The sequence below is a fragment of the Streptomyces sp. HmicA12 genome (genome assembly GCF_000373565.1).
Taxonomy (GTDB): Bacteria; Actinomycetota; Actinomycetes; order Streptomycetales; family Streptomycetaceae; genus Streptomyces.
In genome coordinates, this window is sequence record NZ_KB891797.1 from 406,563 (window position 1) to 429,535 (window position 22,973).

Here is a 22,973-nt window from a genome sequence, read left to right on the forward strand (position 1 = left end):
GTGCTCCCATGGGACGGAGTCTCGCCGGGGCCTTCAGGCTAACGCTCGGTAATGATCTGGTCTCCCACAGACGTGTGAACGACATTCTGATTGTGAGGAACTTATCCACAGGGGCTGCTGTGGATAACTCTCGGGCTGTCGGTCCGGACCCCTATGGTTGCGGGGGTAGTCGGGATCGGCAGGACGGGACTGAGGGTATGGCTGAGGTGACGGAGAGCGAGGCGCTCGCCACGCTCCACCGCGTGTTCGGGTACGACGCGTTCCGGGGCGAGCAGGAAGCGATCATCGAGCACGTGGTGACGGGCGGCGACGCCGTCGTCCTGATGCCGACCGGCGGCGGCAAGTCGCTCTGCTACCAGATCCCGGCGCTGGTCAGGCCCGGTACGGGCGTCGTCGTCTCGCCGCTGATCGCGCTCATGCAGGACCAGGTGGACGCGCTGCGGGCGCTCGGTGTGCGCGCCGGGTTCATGAACTCGACGCAGGACTTCGACGAGCGCAGGACCGTCGAGGCCGAGTTCCTCGCCGGTGAGCTGGACGTCATCTATCTCGCACCGGAGCGGCTGCGCCTCGACTCCACGCTCGATCTCCTCTCGCGCGGCAAGATCTCCGTCTTCGCCATCGACGAGGCGCACTGCGTGGCGCAGTGGGGGCACGACTTCCGGCCCGAGTACCGGGCGTTGTCCGTGCTCGGCGAGCGGTGGCCCGACGTGCCGCGCATCGCCCTCACCGCGACCGCGACGCATGCCACGCACCAGGAGATCACCCAGAGCCTCGGCATGCCGCGGGCCCGGCACTTCGTGGCCAGCTTCGACCGGCCCAACATCCAGTACCGGATCGTGCCCAAGGCCGACCCGAAGAAGCAGCTGCTGACCTTCCTCAAGCAGGAGCACGAGGGCGACGCGGGCATCGTGTACTGCCTGTCGCGCAAGTCGGTGGAGGCGACCGCCGAGTTCCTCTGCAAGAACGGGATCGAGGCCGTTCCGTACCACGCGGGCCTCGACGCGGGCACCCGCGCGCGGCACCAGTCGCGGTTCCTGCGCGAGGAGGGCCTCGTCGTCTGCGCGACCATCGCGTTCGGCATGGGCATCGACAAGCCGGACGTCCGGTTCGTCGCGCACCTGGATCTGCCGAAGTCCGTCGAGGGCTACTACCAGGAGACCGGGCGCGCCGGCCGTGACGGGCTCGCGTCCACGGCGTGGATGGCGTACGGACTGCAGGACGTCGTCCAGCAGCGGAAGCTCATCAACATGGGGGAGGGCGACGAGGCGTTCCGCCGCCGGGCCTCCTCCCACCTGGACTCGATGCTGGCGCTGTGCGAGACCGCGCAGTGCCGCCGGGCCCAGCTCCTGACGTACTTCGGGCAGGAGGCGACCGCGTCGTGCGGCAACTGCGACACGTGCCTGACCCCGCCCGAGACCTGGGACGGCACGGTCGCCGCGCAGAAGATTCTCTCCACGGTGGTGCGGCTCGACCGGGAGCGGCGGCAGAAGTTCGGCGCGGGCCAGATCATCGACATCCTGCTCGGCAAGCGCACCGCCAAGGTCATCCAGTTCGACCACGACCAGCTGTCCGTGTTCGGCATCGGCGAGGAGCTGGCCGAGGCCGAATGGCGTGGTGTGGTGCGGCAGTTGCTGGCGCAGGGGCTCATCGCGGTCGAGGGCGAGTTCGGGACGCTGGTGCTGACCGAGGAGAGCGGCACCGTGCTCGGGCGGCAGCGGGAGGTGTGGCTGCGCAAGGAGGCGCCGCGGCCCGCCGCTTCCCGCTCGTCCTCGCGGGAGCGCAAGGCCAAGACGGTCGCGGCCGATCTGCCGGCCGAGCTGGTCCCCGTCTTCGAGGCGCTGCGCGCCTGGCGCGGTGCGCAGGCCAAGGAGAACGGGGTGCCCGCGTACGTCATCTTCCACGACGCCACGCTCAGGGAGATCGCTCTGCAACAGCCCACGTCACTCGCCCAGTTGGGCACGATCGGTGGCGTCGGCGAGAAGAAACTGGCGACGTACGGGGAAGGGGTGCTCGAGGTGCTCTCGGGGGAGCCCGGTGGGGCGAAGGGTCCGTCCGAGCCCGAGGCGGAATTCGGCGCTGAGCCGGACTTCGGGCCCGAGCCGGAGTTCGAGGACGTGGACTGGTAGTCGTGGCTTGAGGGCGGGTGCGTCTGCCGGGTGCGGTTGCCGCGCGGCTGCGGGCCGGTGGGTGGCTGGTCGCCCAGTTCCCCGCGCCCCTGGAGCGAGCTTCGCTCGCCCAGGGCGCCTTGGGGTCGCCCCGCCGAGCCGCACCCGGCAAACGCGACCTACACGTGGCCCACGACGCGGCCCGTGACGTCGCCGAGGCCCACCCGGACCCCGTTCGGGCCCGGGGCCCACGCCGACAGGGTCACCTCGTCGCCGTCCTCCAGGAAACCCCTTTTGCCGTCGGGGAGTTCGAGCGGCCGCTGCCCGTTCCAGGTCATCTCGATCAGGGAGCCGCGCTCGTTCTCCTCGGCGCCGCTGATGGTGCCGGAGCCGTAGAGATCGCCGGTGCGCAGGGAGGCGCCGTTGACCGTCATGTGGGCCAGCATCTGGGCGCCGGTCCAGTACATGCCGGAGAAGGGCGGTTCCGAGATGGTGTGGCCGTTGAGGGAGACCGTGATGCGGAGGTCGTAGCCCGCCGGGTCGAGAGCGGGGTCGGCGTCGTCCAGGTAGGGCAGGAGGGGCACCGAGCGCTCGGGGGCGGGCACGCGGGCCGCGTCCAGGGCCTCAAGTGGCGTGATCCAGGCCGAGATCGACGTCGCGAACGACTTGCCGAGGTGCGGGCCGAGCGGAACCGTCTCCCAGTTCTGGATGTCGCGCGCCGACCAGTCGTTCAGCAGGCACAGTCCGAAGACGTGGTCGCGGTAGGAGGAGAGCGGGACGGACGTGCCCTGCGCCGACGGGACGCCGACGACGTAACCGACCTCCGTCTCGATGTCGAGGCGCACGGAAGGACCGAAGACCGGGGCCGGGTCGCTCGGGCCCTTGCGCTGACCGCTCGGGCGCACCACGTCCGTCCCGGAGACCACGACCGTGCCGGCGCGACCGTGGTAACCCACCGGCAGATGCTTCCAGTTGGGCTTGAGAGCCGCCTCGTCCGGGCGGAACAGGCGGCCGAGGTTCGTGGCGTGGTGCTCGGACGCGTAGAAGTCGACGTAGTCCGCGACGTCGAAGGGAAGGTGCAGCGTCACCGAGGTGAGCGGGTGGAGATGAGCGCGGACGACATCCCGGTGGGCGGGGACCGTCACCCATTCCGTCACCGCGCGGCGCACGTCCGACCACGTCGTACGGCCCGCGGCGAGAAGCGGGTTGAGGGACGGGCGGGCCAGGAGGCTGCCGTGGGGGGAGCCGAGCGCCGTGCCCACCGCTCCCGCGTCCAGGACGTGGTCGCCGAGGCGGACGCCGACGCGGGGTCCCTCGCCGGCGTGACTGAACACTCCGTAAGGGAGGTTGTGCGGGCCGAAGGGGTGGCCTTCGGGGAGGTCGAGAGGGTCGAGCGAGTCGAGCGGGGTGTGCTCGGACGCGGCTGCGGCTGCCATGCCTACGTGCCTCACTTTCCATCGGGTGGGCCACACGTTACGTGGGAGCCGCGCGTTCGGGCAGTGCCTAAAGAGTTCGTAATGTCCGAATGACCCGTTGATAGAGGGGTCGGTTCCGGCTTAGCGTCTATGTCCGGCGGGCGCGGGCGGGGTGGATCCGTGTCCGGAGGGGGATCGGGACACGTGGGGGGACCCGTGGCCAGAAGCGCCGGTAGCGCACGCGGTGGTGCAGGAAGCGGTGCTCGAAGCGGCGCCGGAAGACTGCCCTTCTCCGTGGACCGGGACGTGCCGGGCCTCATCGTGAAGTTCGGCGACTATCCCTTGCACCACGGAGGAGTGGGCGCCATCCGCAGCCTGGGCCGCCTCGGTGTCCCCATGTACGCGATCACCGAGGACCGTTACACGCCCGCCGCGGCCTCGCGCTATCTGCGCCGGGCCTTTCCCTGGCGGACCACCGGGGCGGAGGCCCCGGAGCGGCTCGTCGACGGACTGCTGAGGGTCGCCCGGCGCATCGGACGTCCGACCGTGATGATCCCGACCGACGAGGAAGCGGCCGTGCTCATCGCCGAGCATCAGGCGCCGTTGGCCGACGCGGGCTTCCTCTTTCCGCCGGTGGACCGGGAGTTGCCGCGCCGGCTCGCCAGCAAGCAGGGGCTGCACGCGTTGTGCGTGGAGCACGGGATCCCCTCGCCGGCGGCGGCCTTTCCCGGCAGCCGGGCGGACATCGAGGCGTTCGCGACGCAGGCGCGGTTTCCGGTGGTGGCGAAGAACCGGGAGGCGTTCACGCGCCGCACCCGGCCCGCGGTCAACGGGACGACGAAGATCATGACCCCCGACGGCCTGCGGGAGCTCGCCCGGGACTGGGGCGAGAGCCCCGGCGTGATCCTCCAGGAGTACCTGCCGCGCGAGGACGCCGAGGACTGGATCGTGCACGCGTACTTCGACCAGGACTCCACGCCCCGGGCGCTGTTCACCGGCGTCAAGGTCCGCTCCTGGCCGCCGCACGCGGGCATGACGGCACACGCGTACGTGGTCGACAATCCGGAACTCTCCGACCTCACCGCACGTTTCATCAAACAGATCGGCTTCACCGGCATCATCGACCTCGACCTGCGCTTCGACCGGCGCGACGGACAGTACAAACTCCTCGACTTCAACCCGCGGATGGGCGCCCAGTTCCGCCTCTTCGAGAGCGAGGCGGGCATCGACGTCGTCCGCGCCATGCACCTGCAGCTCACCGGCCGCGCCGTCCCGGAGGGGGAACAGCGCGCGGGACATCGGTACGTCGTGGAGAACATCGACCTGCCGGCCCTGCTCGCCTATCGGCGCAGCGGCTACACGACCCCGCACGCCCCGTCCCGCGCGAGCGGCACGGAGCTGGCGTGGTGGGCGGCCGACGACCCACGGCCGTTCTTCACGATGCTCGCCCGGTTCGTCACCCCGGGTGCCAAGCATCTCTACCAGTTGTGGCGCACCCAGCGCCGCGGCAGCACCACCGGCGCCACCGCCCAGTAGCGAACGGCCGATCGCCGGCAGCCGGGAGCCAGTGGCCGGCGGGTGGGGTGGGACCGGCGGCGCGCAGAACCGCGAAGCAAGAGACGCAGTGCACGAGCAACTGCCGTCCCGGGGAGGGGACTTCGTGATCCATCCGGTAGCTGTCATCGGCGCGGGCCCGTACGGCCTGTCGACCGCCGCGCATCTGCGGGCGCGCGGCATTCCCGTCAGGGTCTTCGGTGATCCCATGGTGAGCTGGCGCTCGCACATGCCCGAAGGCATGATCCTCAAGTCGGTCCCGTCCGCGTCGAACATCGACGCACCGCAGCGCGGTCACGCTCTGGTCGACTACTGCGACGCCGCCGGCATCGAGCGGCTCGTGACGGACGAGGACCTGATATCCGCCGAGACGTTCGTCGCGTACGGCGACTGGTTCCAGCAGAAGCTGGTGCCCGATCTGGAGCGGGTGCGCGTCGTCTCCGTCGACCGGCGCGGCACCGTGGGCTTCGAGCTGAAGCTGGACTCGGGCGAGCAGTTCACGGCCCGCGCCGTCGTCGTCGCCACCGGCCTGTCCGGCCTGGAGCATCTGCCGCGCGAGTTCGCCGCGGCCGTACCGGACGGTCCCTCACCGACGGGCCCGGTCTCGCACAGCGCCCAGCACCACGACCTGACCCGGTTCGCGGGCAAGGAGCTGATCGTCGTCGGCGCGGGCCAGTCCGCCCTGGAGACGGCGGCGCTCGCGGCCGAGGCGGGCGCGAGCGTGCGGGTCGTGGCGCGGGGAGAGGGCCGGGTGCGGTTCGGGTCGCCGCCGTGGGACCAGCCGAAGTTCCGCCCGGCGACGCCGTTCGGCAACGCCTGGTCGCTGTACGCGTTCACGTACTACCCGCACCAGTACCGTCAACTGCCGCCCCAGGCACGGCACTACCTGGTCAAGCGGGTGCTCGGGCCGTTGGGCGCCTGGTGGCTGCGGGAGCGGTTCGAGGGCAAGGTCGGGGTCCGGGACGTCGCCGCGGTGGACCGGGTGACGGTCGCGGACGGTGCGCCGGTCGTGCGGGTGCGCCCGCACGGCGGGCGCCACGAGGAGCTCGGCGCCGACCACGTCATCGCGGCGACGGGTTACCGCGTCGACCTCGCCGCGATGCCGTTCCTCGGCGACGGCCTGCGCACCCGCCTCGCGGCCAGCCGGGGCACGCCGCGCCTAGGCGCCGGGTACGTCTCGTCGATCCCCGGGCTGTACTTCACCGGGATGCTGGGCGGCTCGTCGTACGGGCCGGTGATGCGCTTCGTGTGCGGCACGGAGTTCGCCTCGCCGCGGCTGGCCCGCCATCTGTCCGCGGCGCACGGGTAGGCCCGGTCCGGCGCGTTCGCCCGCGTCACCCGACGAGCCCCCATTAGCCCGAACGGGTGACGTGGCGGTGCCGCTACCGGCGCCGGGCGACCATCCGCCCAGGGCGGCCGGTACACGTCGGGTCCCTGCGGCGGTCGATCCGTATTCTTCGGATCATGGCCGCACCCGCATATGCACTCATCGCCACTGACCTGGACGGCACGTTGCTGCGAGGGGACGACACCGTCTCCGACCGGACCAGGGACGCCCTCGCGCGAGCAGCCGCCGCGGGGGCCCGGCACATCGTGGTCACCGGGCGGCCCGCGCCGCGCGTGCGCCCGCTGTTCGCCGACCTCACCGGTGGGCTCGCCGTGTGCGCGCAGGGGGCGCAGCTGTACGACTCCGGGACCGACCGGCTGCTGTGGTCCCGCACCCTCGACCGGGAGCTGGCCGAGCAGGCGCTCGGGAAGATCGAGGCGGAGGTCGGGCAGGTGCACGCGGCCGTGGACCAGGACGGGGTGGACGGCCTCACGCTCATCGAGCCCGGGTACCTGATGCCGCACCCGACGCTGCCGGCGGTGCGTGTGCACGACCGGACGGAGCTGTGGGCGGCGCCCATCAGCAAGGTGCTGCTGCGCCACCCGGCCCTGACCGACGACGAGTTGGCGGACGTGGCCCGCACCGCCGTCGGCCCGCTGGCCACCGTCACCATGTCGGGGCCCGGCACCGTCGAACTCCAGCCGCGCGGAGTCACCAAGGCCACCGGTCTGGAACTCGCCGCCGAGCGGCTTGGCGCGGGGCCCGGCGCCACGATCGCCTTCGGGGACATGCCGAACGACGTGCCGATGTTCGGGTGGGCGGGGCGCGGGGTGGCGATGGCCAACGCCCACCCCGAGCTGAAGGCCGTCGCCGACGAGGTCACCGCGTCGAACGAGGAGGACGGGGTGGCGGCGGTGCTGGAGCGGTTGTACGGCTGAGCCGCGGCGAGCGGGGCCCGCCCACGGCCACCGCCTCGCCTTCCGCCCCGGCACCGAACTCACCCGGCTGTGCGCGGGATCCGTTCCTCCCACGTCCGGTGGAAGACCACCTCGTCCCCGTCCCGGCACACCACCTCGCTGGACGTCACGAACTCACCGGCCGTGCAGGAGATCTCCGAGCGCGTCGTCACCGTCGCGTCCCACGACATCTCCGGCCGGTGCAGGCGGATCGACCAGTCGGAGCGGGTCCTGGCCGACAGGGGGTCGTCCTCGCGCACCACGTACGTCTCCAGCGCGTCCTCGGTGAACTCGAGACCGTCGGGGTAGACGCGGGTGCCGCCGTAGCGCGGGTCGACCTCCAGTTTCCACTCGCCCTTGGCCACGTCCCGTACGACGAGGCGTTCGGGACGCTGTTCCTCCAGGGAGGCGGGGTACGCGACGCCCAGGGGCTCCGACTGCTCGGGCGCCTCGAAGCGGGCGCCGCCTCCCGGCTCGGCCGACCTGACCGGGAGTTCGAGCGCGCTGCCCACCGGGTTCAGGGTGAATCCGGCCTCCGAGCCGGGCTGCGGCCACACCCAGGGCCAGTAGGCCGAGGACACCGCGAGGCGGATGCGGTGGCCGGCCGGGAAGGCGTGGCCGATGCCGTTCAGCTCGAACGTGACGTCCTCGGTGGTGCCCGGCACCCAGGGCACGTTCGCCGAACGGCCGTGCCGCGCCGACAGGTTGAGCACGCCGCGCGTCACCAGCGTCGACGAGCCGTCCGGCGCGATGTCGCACAGCCGCGCCACGACCTGCCCGCGGGCGGCCTGCGAGGAGATCCGCAGGGTGACCCGGGGGCGCCCCAACACCCGTACTTCTTGCGGCACTTCGAACTCGAAGCACGCGCTCTTCGCGTCCTCGTCCCGCTGGTCGGGCGGCAGGTCCGCGTCGTTGCCGAACGGGAAGAAGCGGCCCGCGTCGAGGCCGGTGTGCTGCGGGGAGCGGACCAGGACCGGGGCGCCCTGGAGCGCGTAGGAGACCGGGGAGACGTGGGGGGAGGGCCAGGCCGGGTCGCCGACCCAGTGGCCGGGGAGTTCGTCGTAGACCGTCGCCGGCGGGTGCGAGTCGCTGAGGTACGAGCGGAGCTTCGGCTCGGACATCACGTCGTTGTCCTCGCCCTTGAGCCAGTGGTCCCACCAGCGCAGCGTCTCCTGGAGGAAGCCGATCGCGGGTCCCGGCGGCAGGCCGCGGTCCGGGTACTGGTGCGACCACGGGCCGATGAGGCCGCGCACCTGGTCGTCGGGGAGGTGCTCGACGAGGCGCAGGACCGTGTCGCGGTACGGGTCGTGCCAGCCGCCGACCGCGAGGACGGCGGCCTTGATCGCCGAGTAGTCCTCGCAGACGCTGCCGTGGCGCCAGTAGTCGTCGCGCGTCTGGTGCCTCAGCCAGGTGTGGATGAAGGGGTCGACGGCCTCCAGGCGCTTGGTCCACATGTCCCGCCAGCCGTCGCCGACGAACTTCGGGTCCGGCGGGCGCGCGACGAAGGCCAGCATGGTCGCCGCCCAGGCGTGCATGTCGACGGCGAGCACGGAACCGCCCGTGTAGTGCACGTCGTTGTCGTAGCGGTCGTCCGTGGAGCAGACCGTGACGATCGCCTTCAGCGGCTCGGGGGCGAGCGCCGCGATCTGGAGGGAGTTGAAGCCGCCCCAGGAGATGCCGAACATGCCGACCTTGCCGGACGACCAGGGCTGCTCCGCGAGCCAGTTCACCACCTCGACCCCGTCGCTCAGCTCCTGCGCGTCGTACTCGTCGCCCGGCATGCCCTCGCTGTTGCCGTGGCCGCGGACGTCGACGCGTACGGAGGCGTAGCCGTGGCCCGCGTACCAGGGGTGGCGCTGCCAGTCGCGCGGCGCCGTCCAGTCGGAGAGCCGGTACGGGAGGTATTCGAGGAGGACCGGGACCGGTTCGTCGGTCACCGGGCGCCAGACGCGCGCGAAGAGCGTCGTCCCGTCGGAGAGGGGTACGCGAAGGTCCTCGCGGGTCGTCCCGTACGGGAAGTCGGTCTGGATGCTGGGAGAAGCAGGGGTCATGGGAGTACCTCAGTGAACGGGGTGCATGGTGCGCCGCAACCACGGCGCCAGGGCGATCACGGCGACGCCGACCGCGACGGCGATCGCGCCGTTGACGCCGAAGTAGGCGGGGTTGGAGACCTCGCCGTACAGCTTGACGGTCTGGGCCTGGATGCCGTTGGCCAGGGCCAGGGAGAGGAACCAGAGCGACATCGTCTGGCTGGCGAAGGCCTTCGGGGCGAGCTTCGTGGTCGCCGACATGCCCGACGTCTCCAGGAGGATGTCGCCGAGGCCCAGCAGCAGGTACGAGCCGACGATCCACCAGACCGACATCAGGTACGTGTCGTCGCTGTGCCCGGACGTCGGCAGCACCATGAGGATGAAGGACAGGCCGCCCAGGATCACCCCGATGGCGATCTTGTTGGAGGCGTGCGGCTGGCGGGGGCCCATCCGGGCCCACACGGCGGCCACGACGGGGGCGAGCGCGACCTCGAAGGCACCGAGCGCGGAGGCGTACCAGCTGGCGGGGAAGTGGAAGCCGAAGATCTCGGTCCGCGCGTTCGTCGAGGCCAGCAGCATCATCGTCGAGTAGGCCTGGAAGAGGATGAAGTTGAAGGCCACCGACGCCAGGAAGAGGACCAGGTAGGGGCGCAGGCGGCCGCGTTCCTCCGCGCTGACCCGGGGACTTTTGAACATCACCGCGAAGTACACGATCGGCGCGATGACGGAGATGATCGTCAGCAGGTCGACGAAGCGGTCCATGGTCAGCCAGCCCACGATCGCCAGGAGCACGGCGAGCACGGCCACCACGACGACGCCGAGCACGATCATGCGGATCGCCCGGCGCATCGCCTCGTCCGGCAGCCGGAACTCGGCGGAGGCCTTGCGCCCGGCCAGGTGACGCCGTCCGAGCACGTACTGGATCAGGCCGAGCGTCATGCCGATCGCGGCCGCCGAGAAGCCCCAGTGCCAGCCCTTGTGGTCGCCGAGCCAGCCGGTGATCAGCGGGCCGAGGAACGCGCCGATGTTGATGCCCATGTAGTACAGCGCGAAGCCGGCGTCACGGCGCTGGTCCTCGGTGCGGTACAGCTTGCCGACCATGGTGGCCACGTTCGGCTTGAGCAGGCCGGTGCCGGCGCTGATCAGGCCGAGGCCCACCCAGGTCATCGTGGTCGTCGGCACCGCCATGGCGTAGTGGCCGCAGGCGATGAGGATGCCGCCCCACAGCACGGCCCGGTACGAGCCGAGCATCCGGTCGGCGAGCCAGCCGCCCGCGACGGAGACCAGGTAGACGAGGGTTCCGTACGCCGCCGAGACCGATGCCGCCGTGCCGGGGTTCATCCCCAGGCCGCCGTGTGCGACGGTGTCGACGAAGTACAGGACGAGGATGGCCTGCATGCCCAGGAACGAGAACCGCTCCCAGACCTCCAGACCCGACAGGGTCAGCAGCCCGCGCGGCTGCCCGAAGAAGGCGGTGTCGTCACCCGGTGGCGGCTGGTCCGCCGCGCTCTCGTTGTCGGTGGCAGTGCGGGACAAAGGGCACACTCCCGGTCTTATCGGATGATGAAGAACATACCGGGGGTGTCTGGGGCCCGCCCGATCTGGCCTGCACGGGCAGGCGCCCCGTGTGATCGAAACGCGACCGGATACGCTGACTTGAGTGATGGCAGCGACACATCGACAAACCGTGTCATCGACCGAATGATCGAACAGATCGACCGCGTTTAGCCATGTGATCGTCGTGATCGTCAGCAGACAGGAGACCCACTCGTGACCGTCGTCGGGACTTTCGGTCTTAGCGTGCGGGACCAGGCTCTCGAAGCCGATGTCCAGGCCGGTTTGACGGCTGTCGAGGAGGGACTGCTCGAAGCCACCAAGAGCGAGGTTCCCTTCATCACGGAGGCCGCTCAGCACCTGGTGCGAGCCGGGGGCAAGCGGTTCAGGCCGCTGCTCGTGACGCTCTCCGCGCAGTTCGGCGACCCGTACGCCCAGGGCGTCGTGCCCTCGGCCGTCGTCGTCGAGCTCACGCACCTCGCGACGCTGTACCACGACGACGTGATGGACGAGGCGGACGTGCGCCGCGGGGTGCCCAGCGCCAACACCCGCTGGGGCAACTCGGTGGCCGTGCTCACCGGCGACTTCCTCTTCGCCCGCGCCTCGCACATTCTGGCCGATCTCGGCCCGGACGCCGTACGGATCCAGGCGGAGGCGTTCGAGCGCCTGGTCACCGGCCAGATCCTGGAGACCGCGGGCCCGGCCGACGGCCGCGACCCGGTCGACCACTACCTGGACGTCCTCGCCGGCAAGACCGGCTCGCTGATCGCCGTGGCCTGCCGTTTCGGCGCCATGATGTCCGGCGCCGAGGAGACCGTCGTCGACGTCCTCACCCAGTACGGGGAGCGGCTCGGCGTCGCCTTCCAGCTCGCCGACGACGTGCTCGACATCGCCTCCGACTCGCACGAGTCCGGCAAGACGCCGGGGACCGACCTGCGCGAGGGCATTCCCACGCTGCCGGTGCTGCGGCTGCGCGAGCGCGCCGAGAGGCTCGGGCTGCCCGAGGACAAGGCGCTCGTCGAGCTCCTCGACGCGGACCTGTCCGACGACGACCGGCTCGCCGAGGCCGTCTCCCGGCTGCGCGCCCACCCGGCCCTCGACCAGGCCCGCCGCGACACGGTCCGGTACGCGGAGGATGCCCGCTCGGCCCTCGCCCCGCTCCCGGAGTGCGAGGCGAAGGCGGCGCTGATGGAGCTGTGCGACGCGGTGGTCCACCGCGCCGGTTAGACCTGCTCGGGCGGCGTCTCCCCTACGGGGTGGGGGCGGCGTTGCCCCGCCGTGTCATCCCGTAGGTGTACGCGGAGTTGATCCCGCGGTCTGACGCCTCCGCGTGGCCGGTTTGGTCAGATTGAGTACACCACTCCTGACCAATTCGGGTGAGAATGGCGGCTTGGGGTGGACGCGCATCAGCGTGCAAGAACGAGTGCGTAGAAGTGCGACGAGTGCACAGGACGGTAAGCCGCCGCCGATCACGGAGGTAGGGCAACAGACATGGCACCGTACGAGAGCGAAGACAGCCAGGGCGCGGATCAGCACGCGGATCAGCACGCCGGCCGGAGCGCCGTGCGTCGCAGGGCCGCCCGGTACGTGGTCCCGGTGGCCGTGCTGGGGGTGGCCGCGGCGACGATCGGCCTCGTCCCGGCGCTCGCCGACTCCGGCGACCCGGACCTGCCGAAGGTCACCGCGCAGGAGCTCATCGAGAAGATCGCCGCGTCGGACACCGAGCAGCTGTCCGGCACCGTCAAGATCCACACGGATCTGGGGCTGCCCTCGCTGGGCGGCGCCGCGTCCTCGTTCGGGGGCGGCGGAGGCGGCGGCAAGGGCGACGGTTCCTCGGCCGACCCGAAGACGAAACTGACCGAGCTGGCGAGCGGCACGCACACGCTGCGCGTCGCCGCGGACGGCGAGAACCGGCAGAAGTTGTCGATCCTCGACGACGCCGCCGAGTACAGCGTGATCCACAACGGCGACGACGTGTGGGCGTACGACAGCGCGTCGGACGAGGCGTACCACGCGAAGGCGGACCAGGCGTCCGGCAAGGACCAGAAGGCGGAGAAGGGCGCGAAGGGCGCGAAGGGCTCGGGGGTTCCCGCCACGCCCAAGGAGCTGACGGACGAGATCCTCAAGGCGTCCGGGGACACCACGTCGATCACGGTCGACGGTACGGCGCAGGTCGCGGGCCGGGACGCGTACCGGTTGCAGATCAAGCCCAAGCAGTCCGGCTCGACGGTCGGCGCGGTCACCGTGTCCGTGGACGCGAAGACCGGTACGCCGCTGAAGTTCACGCTGACCCCGGCGAGCGGCGGCGCGGCCGTCGTCGACGCGGGATTCACCAGCGTCGACTTCGCCAAGCCTTCGGCGGCCACGTTCGACTTCAAGCCGTCGAAGGGCACGAAGGTCACCGAGGCCGACGAACTGTCGACGCAGGACCACCAGGGCCGCGGCAAGGCGCCCGAGGAGTTCAAGGGCGCCGAGAGCCTCGACGGGCTGAACGTCATCGGTGAGGGCTGGACCTCGATCGCCGAGCTGAAGCTCCCGAAGGACTCGGGTGCGGCGGGTCTGGCCTCGGGCACCGGCTCCGCGGACATGCCGGCCGAGGCGCAGAACTTCCTGAGCTCGCTCGGGGACCGCGTCTCCGGCACGTTCGGCTCGGGCACGGTCTACTCGACGCGCCTGGTCAACGTGCTGGTCACGCAGGACGGCACGGTCTACGCCGGCGCGGTCACCAAGGAAGCGCTGGTGAAGGCGGCCGACGCGGCCTGAACACACGGCAGTTGACGGTGTGGGGGGCGGTGCGCGAGGCCCCCCGCACCGGCACGTACGAGGGAGGGGCATGGCGGCGCCGGCCGACGAGGCTGTCCCGGTCATCGAGACCCGGGATCTCACCAAGCGGTACCGCGGCGGCCAGTTGGCCGTCGACGGGCTCAGTCTGACCGTCCCGGAAGGTGCCGTCTTCGGCTTCCTCGGGCCGAACGGTTCGGGCAAGACCACCACCATCCGCATGCTGATGGGCCTGATCGAGCCGACCTCCGGCACGGCCCGGCTGCTCGGCAGCCCCGTGCCGCGCGCCACGCGCAGCGTCCTGCCGCAGGTGGGCGCGCTGATCGAGGGCCCGGCCCTGTACGGGTTCCTGTCCGGCCGCGACAACCTGCTGCGCTACGACTCCGCCGACCCCACGGCCGACCCGCGCACCCGCACGGTGCGGGTCGCGCAGGCGCTGGACCGGGTGGGCCTGACGGCCGCCGCGGCCAAGAAGGCGAAGGCGTACTCGCTCGGCATGAAGCAGCGCCTGGGGCTGGCCGCCGCGCTGCTCCAGCCGCGCCGCCTGCTCGTCCTGGACGAGCCGACGAACGGTCTGGACCCCCAGGGCATGCGCGAAATCAGGACTCTTGTGCGGGAGTTGGCGTCCGACGGCACCACCGTCTTCCTCTCCTCGCACCTCCTCGACGAGATCGAGCAGGTCTGCACACACGCGGCCGTGATGGCGCGGGGCCGCCTCGTCACCCAGGGCCCGGTCGCCGAACTCGCCGCGGGAGCACGCGGAAAGCTCACCGTCACCACTCCGGACACGGGCGACACCGTCCGCGTACTGAAGGAGCACGGCATCACGGTCATCGACACCGCCGAGGACGGGGTGACGGCCGAACCGCCGCCCCCGGAGACGGACCTGGCGGATCTGAACACGGCGCTGGTGGAGGCGGGCGTGCGCGTGCGCGGCTTCGGCGTCGAGCGGGCCTCGCTGGAGGACGCGTTCGTGGCGCTGACGGGGGAGGGCTTCGATGTCGCGGGCTGAGGCGCCCACGAAGGCGCCCGTACGGACGTCGGCGCGGCCCGTCCGTCTCGTCTGGTCGCTCGGTCTGCTGCGCAGCGAGCTGGTGACCACGTTCCGCCGCTGGCGCACCCTCGCGCTGCTCGCGGTCCTGGCGGGCGTCCCGATCCTGATCGGCGTCGCGGTGAAGATCGAGACGAGTGACGGTTCGACGTTCGGCGGGGGCGGCGGCCCGGCGTTCATCGCGCAGATCACGAACAACGGCCTGTTCCTCGTCTTCACCTCGCTCGCGGCGACCCTGCCCTTCTTCCTTCCCATGTCGGTCGGCGTCGTCGCGGGCGACGCGATCGCGGGCGAGGCGAACGCCGGGACGCTCCGCTACCTCCTCGTGGCCCCCGCGGGCCGCACCCGCCTCCTGCTCACCAAGTACGCGACGACGATGGCGTTCTGCGTCGTGGCGACCCTGCTCGTGGCGGTCTCGGCGCTCGTCACCGGCGCGGTCCTCTTCCCGCTCGGCGACCTGGTCACCATCTCCGGTACGCGGATCGGCTTCGCGGAAGGGCTGTGGCGGGCGTTCCTCATCGCGCTGGTCGTGGCGGCCTCCCTCGTCGGGATCGCCGCGCTCGGCCTGTTCGTCTCGACGCTCACCAGCAGCGGCATCGCGGCGATGGCGACGACGGTGGGCCTGCTGATCACGGTCCAGATCCTCGACCAGATCCCCCAGCTCCACGCGATCCAGCCGTACTTCTTCTCGCACCACTGGCTGTCCTTCGCCGACCTGATGCGGGAGCCGGTCTACTGGGACGAACTGGTCAAGAACCTGGAACTGCAGGCGCTGTACGCGGCGGTGTTCGGGTCGGCGGCGTGGGCGCGGTTCACGGCGAAGGACATCACGGCGTAGGCGCCTCACAATCCGGTGCGCTGTCTTGTCGAACCACTGGGACGTACACGTCATCCAGCGACAGGGAGTTCACCATGACCACCTCGATGCCCGCCGCGCCGTTCACCGCCCCGGCGTCCGAAGAGCGCCTGGTGCGGGCGGCCGCCGCGCTGACCGCGCACGGCTTCACCGTGGAGATCCTCGACGACGCCGCCGCCGCGCGGGCCCGGGTCGCGGACCTGATCCCGGCCGGCGCCGGTGTGTTCACCGGGGCCAGCGAGACCCTCCGGCTGTCCGGCATCGCCGAGGACATCAACGACAGCGGCCGCTACGACGCCGTCCGGCCGCGCGTCCTGGCCATGGACCGTGCGACCCGGACGGACGAGATACGGCGGCTGACGGCCGTCCCCGACGTCGTCGTGAGCAGCGTCCACGCGGTCACCGAGACCGGTTCCCTCGTGATCGCCTCGGGCAGCGGGAGCCAGCTGCCCGGCCAGGCCGGGGGCGCCGCCCGCGCGATCTGGGTCGTCGGGGCGCAGAAGGTGGTCCCGGACCTGGGCACCGCGCTGCGCCGCGTCGAGGACCACTGCCTCCCGCTGGAGAGCGCCCGCACCCAGGAGGCCTACGGCTGGCCCAGCGCCGTCAACCGGCTCCTCGTCCTCCACGCGGAGCACCGGCCCGGGCGCGGCACCGTCCTCCTGCTGCGCGAAGCCATCGGCTTCTGACGACCGGCTACCGCTCGTACGGGAATCGGGCGAGCGGCGCCTCCCGCGTGAAGAACGTCTTGGCGCTCCGCAGGGCCTCCTCGTCCTTGAGCACGTCGCCGGGCCTGCTGCCGTTGCCGAGCAGGACGCCGCCGAAGTGCATGCCCATGTACGCGGCCGAGTTGTTGAGGGTGCCGATCAGCGGGTCCGCGACCTCGGACTCCTCGTGCGCGAGCGCGGTGACGCCCCACAGGGTGCGGCCCGCGAGGGTCTTCTTGAAGTCGATGCCCGGGGTGCGCAGCCAGCCCGACCAGTGGTCCAGGTAGCGCTTCGTGGCGGCGGAGACCGAGTACCAGTACAGCGGCGAGGCGATGACGATGTCGGTCGCGGCGAGCGTCGCGTCCAGGAGCAGCGCGGTGTTGTCGCCCTCGGGGCGGACGTGGTCGCTGTCGTGGCGCAGGTCCTCGAAGTCGGGGAGGGGGGTCTTCGACAGGTCGATCCAGCGCTGGGTGACGTCCGGGGGGAGCTGTTCGGCGGCCTTGCGGGCGAGGATCTCGGTGTTTCCGTCGGGGCGGCTGCTGCCGAGGACGAACAGGAAATCGCGGGTGGGCATGGCTTCCCCTCGGTACGGTACGGGATGTACTTGCGCGTGCAGTATATGCACGCGCAAGTATGCGGGGGAAGGGAAGCTGCGCGGAGCGCATGCTTCAGGGGCGCGGGGAACTGCGCGAGAAGCCCCACCGGGCCCGCACCCGAAACCCGACCCGGCCGCGGGGCGGGCCTACTGTGCCGCCAGCCCCCACACCGCGTACGCGATCGCGTCACCCCCGCGATCCAGCGCGGTGGTGTCGATGTTCGACGTCGTGTCGCACGACGAGTGGTAGCAGGGATCGAACGCGCGGCCCGCCGTGCCGCCCCACTTCTGGGCCTGCGCCGAGGTCTTGATGTAGTCGGCGCCGCTGAACAGGCCGCCGACCGGAATCCCCGCGCTCTTGAACGGGGCGTGGTCGGAGCGGCCGTCGCCCTCGGTCTCGATCTCCGTGGGGACGCCGATGCCCGCGTAGTACTCCTTGAAGACCTTCTCGATGGCCGGGTCGTCGTCGTAGACGAAGTAGCCCGGGTTCGGCGAGCCGATCATGTCGAAGTTCAGATAGCCCGCGATGTGCGAACGGTCCCCGGTCGTCAGGGAGTTGACGTAGTTCCTGGACCCGACCATGCCGAGCTCCTCGGCGCCCCACCAGGCGAACCGCAGATGCTTGGCGGGCTTGAGCTGGGCGCGGGAGACGGCCAGCGCGGTCTCCAGGGTCGCGGCCGAGCCGGAGCCGTTGTCGTTGATGCCGGGCCCGGCGGTGACGCTGTCGAGGTGGGCGCCGGCCATGACGACCTGGTTCGGGTCGCCGCCCGGCCAGTCGGCGATCAGGTTGTAGCCGGTGCGGCCGCCCGAGGTGAACTGCTTGATCGAGGTGGTGAACCCGGCGGTGTCCAGCTTGCCCTTCACGTAGTCGAGGGAGGCCTTGTAGCCGGGGCGGCCGTGCGCGCGGTTGCCGCCGTTGGCGGTGGCTATGGACTGGAACTGGGTCAGGTGGGCCTTGATGTTCGCCACGGGTATGTCGGGCGCGGCGAGGGCGGCGGCGCTCGTGGGTGCTGTCGCTGTCGCTGTCGCTGTCGCTGTAGCGCTCGCGCCGGTGTCGGACGCGGCGACGAGTCCGGCGGCGGCGAGCAGCGCGGCGGCCGCGAGGCGCGCGCGGGTGGGGTGCAGGCGCATGTGGGGGGCTCCTGTTTCCTCGGATGTGCTGCGGACGTACGGGGAAGCGAGCGGCCCGATGGTCCTGGCGAACCTGACGCAGGGTCAAGAGCGGAATCCGGTCAGGGGTGTTCGCATGTCGGGGCCGCCGGGCCTGAGGTCGTACGACATCGAACCGTTCCGGCGCGTACGTGTCCGGAACGGGACGGCCGCGCACCGGCAGGCCGCGGCCCGCACCGCCGCCCCGCGCATAACCGCCGGTTATGGAAGGAAGTCTTGGACGCCCGGCGCCGCCCTGACCAAGGATGGGGATCGCCAACGGGGAAGCCCCGGTGGACAGTTGAGCCACGAAAGGGCCTGACATGACCGAGCAGGACACCACCCGCGACACCACCCGCGACACCACCCGCGACACCGACCGCGACACCGACCGCGACACCGCCAGGATCTGGCTGATCACCGGCGCGACCAGCGGCTTCGGGCGCGCCGTCGCGGAGGCCGCGCTCGCCGCGGGGGACACGGTGATCGGCACGGCCCGCCGCGCCGAGGCCCTCGACGACCTCGTCGCGGCGCACCCCGGCCGGGCGGAGGCCGTCTCCCTGGACATCACCGACGGCGAGCGTGTCGACGCCGTCGCCGCCGAGGTCCTGGCCCGCCACGGCCACGTCGACGTCCTCGTCAACAACGCGGGCCGCACCCAGGTCGGCGCCTTCGAGGAGACCACCGACGCCGAACTCCGCGACCTCTTCGACGTGCACGTCTTCGGGCCGGCCCGGCTGACCCGGGCGCTGCTCCCGCGGATGAGGGAGCGGCGCGCCGGGGCCGTCGTGAACATGAGCAGCATCGGCGGGCAGCTCTCCTTCGCCGGGTTCGGCGCGTACAGCGCGACGAAGGCGGCCCTGGAGCAGCTCTCCGAGGGGCTCGTCGCCGAGGTCGCGCCGTACGGCATCAAGGTGCTGATCGTCGAGCCCGGCGCCTTCCGCACCAACCTCTTCGGCAAGGGCGCCGCGTATCTCTCCGAGCCGATGCCCGCGTACGAGGAGACGGCCGGGGCGACCCGGCGGATGGTGCGGAGCTCCGACGGTTCCCAGCCCGGCGACCCGGCCAAGGCCGCCGCCGCGATCCTGCTCGCCCTCGACGCCGAGAACACCCCGCTGCGTCTCCCGCTCGGCGGCGACGGCGTGGACGCCCTCGTCGGTCACCTGGACGCGGTGCGCGCCGAGATCGCCGCGTGGGAGAAGGTGTCGCGGGGGACCGACTTCGACGCGTGACCGGACCGGCGGCACAGCGCCCGGCGACGAGGGATCACTGCACGCAGAACTCGTTCCCCTCCGGGTCCGCCATCAGGATCCACTCGCCGCCCTGCGCCTTCACGTGCTCCACGACGCGCGCGCCGAGACCGGCCAGCCGGTCGGCCTCGGCGTCGCGCTGTCCCTGGCCCGCGTGGACGTCGATGTGCAGCCGGTTCTTCACGGTCTTCGCCTCCGGCACCCGCTGGAACAGGATCCGCCGGCCGAGCCCGGTGCCGGTGTCCGCCTCCACCGGGTCGTCCGGGTGCCGCACGGCGATCAGATCCCGGAAGGCCCGCCGACCGGCGAACTCCACGGTCGCCTCCTCGGGCAGCGCCCCGAACCCGAGCAGCCGCTCGATCAGCGCCGCGTTGTCCTCGACCTCGTAGCCCAGCGCGGCGCCCCAGAACGTGGCCTGGGCATGCGGGTCGGCGGCGTCCACCACGAGCTTCCAGTGAAGAGTCATGCGTCCGTTATAGAGCCAACCACTGACAACTCAGGGGAAGTTGAGGGGTGCATCGGGGTAGTCCCGGATTCGCCGCCGCCGCTCCCCGCCGCACCCTGGTGTCCATCGCGCGGCGAAGGGAGCACATCATGCGGGCGCGGCAAGGTGGTCTCGTACGGGGGGTGGGCGCCGTGGCGTGCCTGACCACGTTCGCCGTCACCGGTATCGGCACGGTTCTGGTCACCCGTTTCCTCCTGGCGTGGGCCGGCTACCCGAAGCTCGGCGGAGGCGGCCGGCTGCACATCGCGCACATGCTGTGGGGCGGGCTGCTGATGGCGGCGGCGGTGCTGCTCGCGGTCGTCTTCCTGGGCCGCACGGCCCGGCTCGGCGCGTGCCTCATCGGTGGCGTCGGCTTCGGCCTGTTCATCGACGAGGTCGGCAAGCAGATCACCGACGAGCCCGGCTACTTCTACCGCCCGGCCGCCGGCATCATCTACCTCACCTTCGTCCTGCTGGTCCTCCTGGCCCGCCTGGTCCACCGGCGGGCCCGCCGCGCTCCGCTCACCGCCGCGCAGCGCACGGCCAACGCCGCCGACCTGGCGCTGACCGGCATCACCTCGGGGCTCACGCGCGACCAGCGCCGGGACGCGCTGCGCCTGGTCGCGGACTCGGCGGACCCCGCCGACCGGGCTCTCGCCCAGCTCCTCGACGTCCTGCCGGACCGCGCGCCGGGCCCCGCCGACCGCCTCCGCCGCACCCTGATCCGCCGGGAACGCGCCCTGCGCCGCGTCGCCCACGGCCGCCCCGCCGTCACCGTCGCCGTGCTGTGGGTGGTGATCGAGGCGACGGTGTTCGCCCTGTGGTCGACCGTCGCCCTGCTCGGCGGCGGCCTCGACGGCGATCCGCAGTGGGGCGCCCGTGTCGGCGTCATGATCAGCGCGGTGATCGCGGGAGCGTTCGGGGTGGCGGCGGCGGTCCGCCTCCGCCGCCCCACCGACGATCCGGCGACGCCCTACCGCCTCCTGCGCCGCGCGCTGCTCACGGACATCCTGTGCGGCCAGGTCTTCAAGTTCACCGTCGCCCAGTTCGCGGCGGTCACCGAACTGGGCCTGGATCTGGCCCTGTTGTGGATCGTGGCGGCGACGATCGACCGCCTCGGCCGTCAGGTCCGGCCGGCCGCGAGCGACCCGGAGGGGCGCCCGGCGGACGAACAGGCGGCCCCTCAGACGACAGGGTCGCGCTGAACGGCCCCGGTCTCACCGGCCCCGGCCTCCGCGGCGGCCACCGCCCGGGCCAGCCGAACCCGCCCGGCCCGAGCGGTGCGCAACGCGTCCCAGGTCAGGACCACCAGCGCCACCCACACCAGCCCGAACCCGGCCCATCGCTCCGCCGGCATCGCCTCGTGGAAGTAGACGATCCCGAGCACGAACTGGAACACCGGCGCCAGGTACTGCAGCAGCCCGAGCGTCGACAGGGGCACCCGGATCGCGGCCGCGCCGAAGCACACCAGCGGCACGGCCGTCACGAGCCCGGTCGAGGCGAGCAGCGCCGCGTGCCCGAGACCCTCCTCGGCGAACGACAACCGCCCCTGTGCGCCCAGCCACACGAGATAGGCGAGCGCGGGCAGGAACTGCACGGCGGTCTCGGCGGCCAGCGATTCGAGGCCGCTCATGTTGACCTTCTTCTTCACGAGCCCGTACGTACCGAAGGAGAAGGCGAGGACGAGCGAGATCCACGGCGGCCGCCCGTACCCGATGGCGAGGACCAGGACCGCGAGGACACCGGTGCCCACGGCCGCCCACTGCGCGGGCCGCAGCCGCTCGCCGAGCAGCAGCACGCCGAGCGCGATGGAGACGAGGGGATTGATGAAGTAGCCGAGGGACGCCTCCACCACATGGCCCGCGTTCACGGACCAGATGTACAGGCCCCAGTTGACGGTGATGACGGTGGCGGCGATCGTCACGAGCCCGAGCCGCTTGGGCTGGCGCACCAGCTCCCGCAGCCACCCCCACTTCCGTACGAAGAGCAGCGCGACGCCCACCGCGACCAGCGACCACACCATCCGGTGGGCGAGGATCTCCAGGGCGCCCGCGGGCTTGAGCAGCGGCCAGAACAGGGGCACGAGCCCCCACATCCCGTACGCCGCGAAACCGTTGAACAGTCCTATTCGGCCTTGCTGTTCCTTCTCGGTCCCGGCCAACGCAGCCCCTCCTCCAGACGCACGGCAGCCCCGCGGCGGCCACGAAGAAGGTAGCGCCGCGGGGCGGAGTGTGTCATTCCCGTATCGTCATACGGTCCTGACGCGAGGGCCCTGTCCTCCCGGCTACTTCAGGGCCTCGGCGATCGCGTCGGCGATCGGGGTCGTGGGGCGGCCGATGAGGCGCGCGAGATCACCGCTGCGCCGGGCGAGCAGCCCGCGCTCGATGGCGGCGTCGACGTCCACGAGGACGTCGACGAACGGGGCCGGGACGCCCGCGCCCGCCAGTACCTCGCGGTTCTGCTCCGGGGTCACGGCCCGGTAGACGACGTCCTTGCCGGACTGCCGGGCCACCTCGGCCGCGTACTCGGCGAGCGACCACGCCTCGTCGCCGCTCAGCTCGTACACGGCGTTCTCGTGGCCCTCGCCGGTCAGCACGGCGACGGCGGCCGCCGCGTAGTCGGCGCGCGAGGCGGACGCGACACGGCCCTCGCCCGCGGACGCGACGACGGCGCCGTGCTCCAGGACCGGGGCGAGCATGCCGGTGTAGTTCTCGTGGTACCAGCCGTTGCGCAGGAACGTGTACGGCAGGCCGGAGTCGAGGATCGCCCGCTCGGTGACCTTGTGCTCGTCGGCGAGCGTGAAGTCGGCGTCGGGCCCGCCGAGCACCCCGGTGTACGCGAGCAGCGCCACGCCGGCCGCCTTCGCCGCGTCGATCACGGCCCGGTGCTGGGCCACGCGCTGCCCGACCTCACTGCCGGAGACGAAGAGCACCCGGTCGCCCGCGCGGAAGGCGGCCGCCAGGCTCTCGGGCGCGCTGTAGTCGGCGACGCGCAGCTCCACACCGCGCGCGGCGAAACCGGCCGCCTTCTCCTCGCTGCGCACGACCGCGGCGATCTCCCCGGCGGGCACGCCCGCGGCGAGCAGCCCTTCGACGACGAGGCGGCCGAGCTGGCCGGTGGCTCCGGTGACGACGAGGCTCATGTCTGAAATCTCCTTCGGTG

General features: G+C 71.7%; 19 protein-coding genes. 11 read left to right on the forward strand and 8 right to left on the reverse strand.

Annotation, left to right across the window (positions count from 1 at the left end; translation table 11 throughout):
• Positions 1-197: 197 nt before the first annotated feature.
• Positions 198-2,126 carry a DNA helicase RecQ gene (gene recQ, locus B072_RS42180; RefSeq protein WP_018528265.1) on the forward strand — a complete coding sequence of 643 codons (1,929 nt, stop codon included), beginning with the start codon at positions 198-200 and terminating at the stop codon, positions 2,124-2,126.
• A gap of 158 nt (positions 2,127-2,284) precedes the next feature.
• On the opposite strand, the gene fahA is transcribed toward recQ, so the two are convergent.
• On the reverse strand, positions 2,285-3,541 hold the full coding sequence (gene fahA, locus B072_RS0102025) for a fumarylacetoacetase (RefSeq protein ID WP_018528266.1): 1,257 nt from the start codon (positions 3,539-3,541) through the stop codon (positions 2,285-2,287).
• A gap of 261 nt (positions 3,542-3,802) precedes the next feature.
• On the opposite strand from fahA, the gene B072_RS0102030 reads away from it, so the two are divergent.
• From B072_RS0102030 to B072_RS0102040, 3 genes are all read left to right on the forward strand, one after another.
• Positions 3,803-5,056 (forward strand): hypothetical protein, encoded by a 1,254-nt coding sequence (locus tag B072_RS0102030; protein WP_026245365.1) that lies wholly within the window; start codon positions 3,803-3,805, stop codon positions 5,054-5,056.
• A 124-nt stretch (positions 5,057-5,180) separates the two neighbouring features.
• On the forward strand, positions 5,181-6,383 hold the full coding sequence (locus B072_RS0102035) for an FAD-dependent oxidoreductase (RefSeq protein ID WP_026245366.1): 1,203 nt from the start codon (positions 5,181-5,183) through the stop codon (positions 6,381-6,383).
• A gap of 155 nt (positions 6,384-6,538) precedes the next feature.
• Positions 6,539-7,339 carry an HAD family hydrolase gene (locus B072_RS0102040; RefSeq protein ID WP_018528269.1) on the forward strand — a complete coding sequence of 267 codons (801 nt, stop codon included), beginning with the start codon at positions 6,539-6,541 and terminating at the stop codon, positions 7,337-7,339.
• Positions 7,340-7,398: 59 nt separating this feature from the next.
• Here B072_RS0102040 and B072_RS0102045 read toward each other — a convergent pair whose 3' ends face one another.
• Both B072_RS0102045 and B072_RS0102050 read right to left on the reverse strand, forming a co-directional pair.
• A complete protein-coding gene (locus B072_RS0102045; protein ID WP_018528270.1) occupies positions 7,399-9,408 on the reverse strand; it encodes a CocE/NonD family hydrolase in 2,010 nt (669 codons plus the stop codon).
• Positions 9,409-9,417: 9 nt separating this feature from the next.
• Positions 9,418-10,923, reverse strand: a complete 1,506-nt coding sequence (locus tag B072_RS0102050; RefSeq protein WP_018528271.1) for a peptide MFS transporter — start codon at positions 10,921-10,923, stop codon at positions 9,418-9,420.
• Positions 10,924-11,157: 234 nt separating this feature from the next.
• Between B072_RS0102050 and B072_RS0102055 the strand changes: the two genes are divergently transcribed.
• From B072_RS0102055 to B072_RS0102075, 5 genes are all read left to right on the forward strand, one after another.
• On the forward strand, positions 11,158-12,168 hold the full coding sequence (locus tag B072_RS0102055; protein WP_018528272.1) for a polyprenyl synthetase family protein: 1,011 nt from the start codon (positions 11,158-11,160) through the stop codon (positions 12,166-12,168).
• A 264-nt stretch (positions 12,169-12,432) separates the two neighbouring features.
• The gene (locus tag B072_RS0102060) at positions 12,433-13,704 is read left to right on the forward strand and encodes a LolA family protein (RefSeq protein ID WP_018528273.1); all 1,272 of its coding nucleotides are present in this window, start codon (positions 12,433-12,435) and stop codon (positions 13,702-13,704) included.
• A gap of 70 nt (positions 13,705-13,774) precedes the next feature.
• Complete coding sequence (locus B072_RS0102065) at positions 13,775-14,734, forward strand: ABC transporter ATP-binding protein (protein ID WP_018528274.1); 960 nt, start codon at positions 13,775-13,777, stop codon at positions 14,732-14,734.
• Positions 14,721-15,611 (forward strand): ABC transporter permease, encoded by an 891-nt coding sequence (locus B072_RS0102070; RefSeq protein WP_018528275.1) that lies wholly within the window; start codon positions 14,721-14,723, stop codon positions 15,609-15,611. The genes B072_RS0102065 and B072_RS0102070 overlap by 14 nt, the downstream gene beginning before the upstream one ends.
• A gap of 74 nt (positions 15,612-15,685) precedes the next feature.
• Positions 15,686-16,315 carry an LUD domain-containing protein gene (locus tag B072_RS0102075; protein ID WP_018528276.1) on the forward strand — a complete coding sequence of 210 codons (630 nt, stop codon included), beginning with the start codon at positions 15,686-15,688 and terminating at the stop codon, positions 16,313-16,315.
• Between the two features lie 7 nt (positions 16,316-16,322).
• Here B072_RS0102075 and B072_RS0102080 read toward each other — a convergent pair whose 3' ends face one another.
• The gene (locus B072_RS0102080) at positions 16,323-16,907 is read right to left on the reverse strand and encodes a flavodoxin family protein (RefSeq protein WP_018528277.1); all 585 of its coding nucleotides are present in this window, start codon (positions 16,905-16,907) and stop codon (positions 16,323-16,325) included.
• Positions 16,908-17,075: 168 nt separating this feature from the next.
• Positions 17,076-18,059: a M28 family metallopeptidase gene (locus B072_RS0102085; RefSeq protein WP_018528278.1), complete on the reverse strand. Its 984-nt coding sequence runs from the start codon at positions 18,057-18,059 to the stop codon at positions 17,076-17,078.
• A gap of 341 nt (positions 18,060-18,400) precedes the next feature.
• On the opposite strand from B072_RS0102085, the gene B072_RS0102090 reads away from it, so the two are divergent.
• A complete protein-coding gene (locus B072_RS0102090; RefSeq protein WP_018528279.1) occupies positions 18,401-19,309 on the forward strand; it encodes an oxidoreductase in 909 nt (302 codons plus the stop codon).
• 34 nt (positions 19,310-19,343) lie between these two features.
• Here the strand turns inward: B072_RS0102090 and B072_RS0102095 are convergent, their stop codons facing one another.
• Positions 19,344-19,793, reverse strand: coding sequence for a VOC family protein (locus B072_RS0102095; RefSeq protein ID WP_018528280.1), 450 nt, complete (start codon positions 19,791-19,793; stop codon positions 19,344-19,346).
• 128 nt (positions 19,794-19,921) lie between these two features.
• Here B072_RS0102095 and B072_RS47995 point away from each other — a divergent pair, with 128 nt between their 5' ends.
• Positions 19,922-21,016 carry a hypothetical protein gene (locus tag B072_RS47995; RefSeq protein WP_158689131.1) on the forward strand — a complete coding sequence of 365 codons (1,095 nt, stop codon included), beginning with the start codon at positions 19,922-19,924 and terminating at the stop codon, positions 21,014-21,016.
• On the opposite strand, the gene rarD is transcribed toward B072_RS47995, so the two are convergent.
• A complete protein-coding gene (gene rarD, locus B072_RS0102105) occupies positions 20,995-21,972 on the reverse strand; it encodes an EamA family transporter RarD (protein ID WP_018528282.1) in 978 nt (325 codons plus the stop codon). The genes B072_RS47995 and rarD overlap by 22 nt on opposite strands.
• 123 nt (positions 21,973-22,095) lie before the next feature.
• Positions 22,096-22,953 (reverse strand): SDR family oxidoreductase, encoded by an 858-nt coding sequence (locus B072_RS0102110; RefSeq protein ID WP_018528283.1) that lies wholly within the window; start codon positions 22,951-22,953, stop codon positions 22,096-22,098.
• Positions 22,954-22,973: the final 20 nt, after the last annotated feature.

Excerpts from the sequence above, each read along its gene's own strand:
- recQ (WP_018528265.1), top strand. The coding sequence starts at position 198 with ATGGCTGAGGTGACGGAGAGCGAGGCGCTCGCCACGCTCCACCGCGTG.
- fahA (WP_018528266.1), bottom strand. The coding sequence starts at position 3,541 with ATGGCAGCCGCAGCCGCGTCCGAGCACACCCCGCTCGACTCGCTCGAC.
- B072_RS0102040 (WP_018528269.1), top strand. The coding sequence starts at position 6,539 with ATGGCCGCACCCGCATATGCACTCATCGCCACTGACCTGGACGGCACG.
- B072_RS0102045 (WP_018528270.1), bottom strand. The coding sequence starts at position 9,408 with ATGACCCCTGCTTCTCCCAGCATCCAGACCGACTTCCCGTACGGGACG.
- B072_RS0102060 (WP_018528273.1), top strand. The coding sequence starts at position 12,433 with ATGGCACCGTACGAGAGCGAAGACAGCCAGGGCGCGGATCAGCACGCG.
- B072_RS0102065 (WP_018528274.1), top strand. The coding sequence starts at position 13,775 with ATGGCGGCGCCGGCCGACGAGGCTGTCCCGGTCATCGAGACCCGGGAT.
- B072_RS0102070 (WP_018528275.1), top strand. The coding sequence starts at position 14,721 with ATGTCGCGGGCTGAGGCGCCCACGAAGGCGCCCGTACGGACGTCGGCG.
- B072_RS0102075 (WP_018528276.1), top strand. The coding sequence starts at position 15,686 with ATGACCACCTCGATGCCCGCCGCGCCGTTCACCGCCCCGGCGTCCGAA.
- B072_RS0102080 (WP_018528277.1), bottom strand. The coding sequence starts at position 16,907 with ATGCCCACCCGCGATTTCCTGTTCGTCCTCGGCAGCAGCCGCCCCGAC.
- B072_RS0102085 (WP_018528278.1), bottom strand. The coding sequence starts at position 18,059 with ATGCGCCTGCACCCCACCCGCGCGCGCCTCGCGGCCGCCGCGCTGCTC.
- B072_RS0102090 (WP_018528279.1), top strand. The coding sequence starts at position 18,401 with ATGACCGAGCAGGACACCACCCGCGACACCACCCGCGACACCACCCGC.
- B072_RS0102095 (WP_018528280.1), bottom strand. The coding sequence starts at position 19,793 with ATGACTCTTCACTGGAAGCTCGTGGTGGACGCCGCCGACCCGCATGCC.
- B072_RS47995 (WP_158689131.1), top strand. The coding sequence starts at position 19,922 with ATGCGGGCGCGGCAAGGTGGTCTCGTACGGGGGGTGGGCGCCGTGGCG.
- B072_RS0102110 (WP_018528283.1), bottom strand. The coding sequence starts at position 22,953 with ATGAGCCTCGTCGTCACCGGAGCCACCGGCCAGCTCGGCCGCCTCGTC.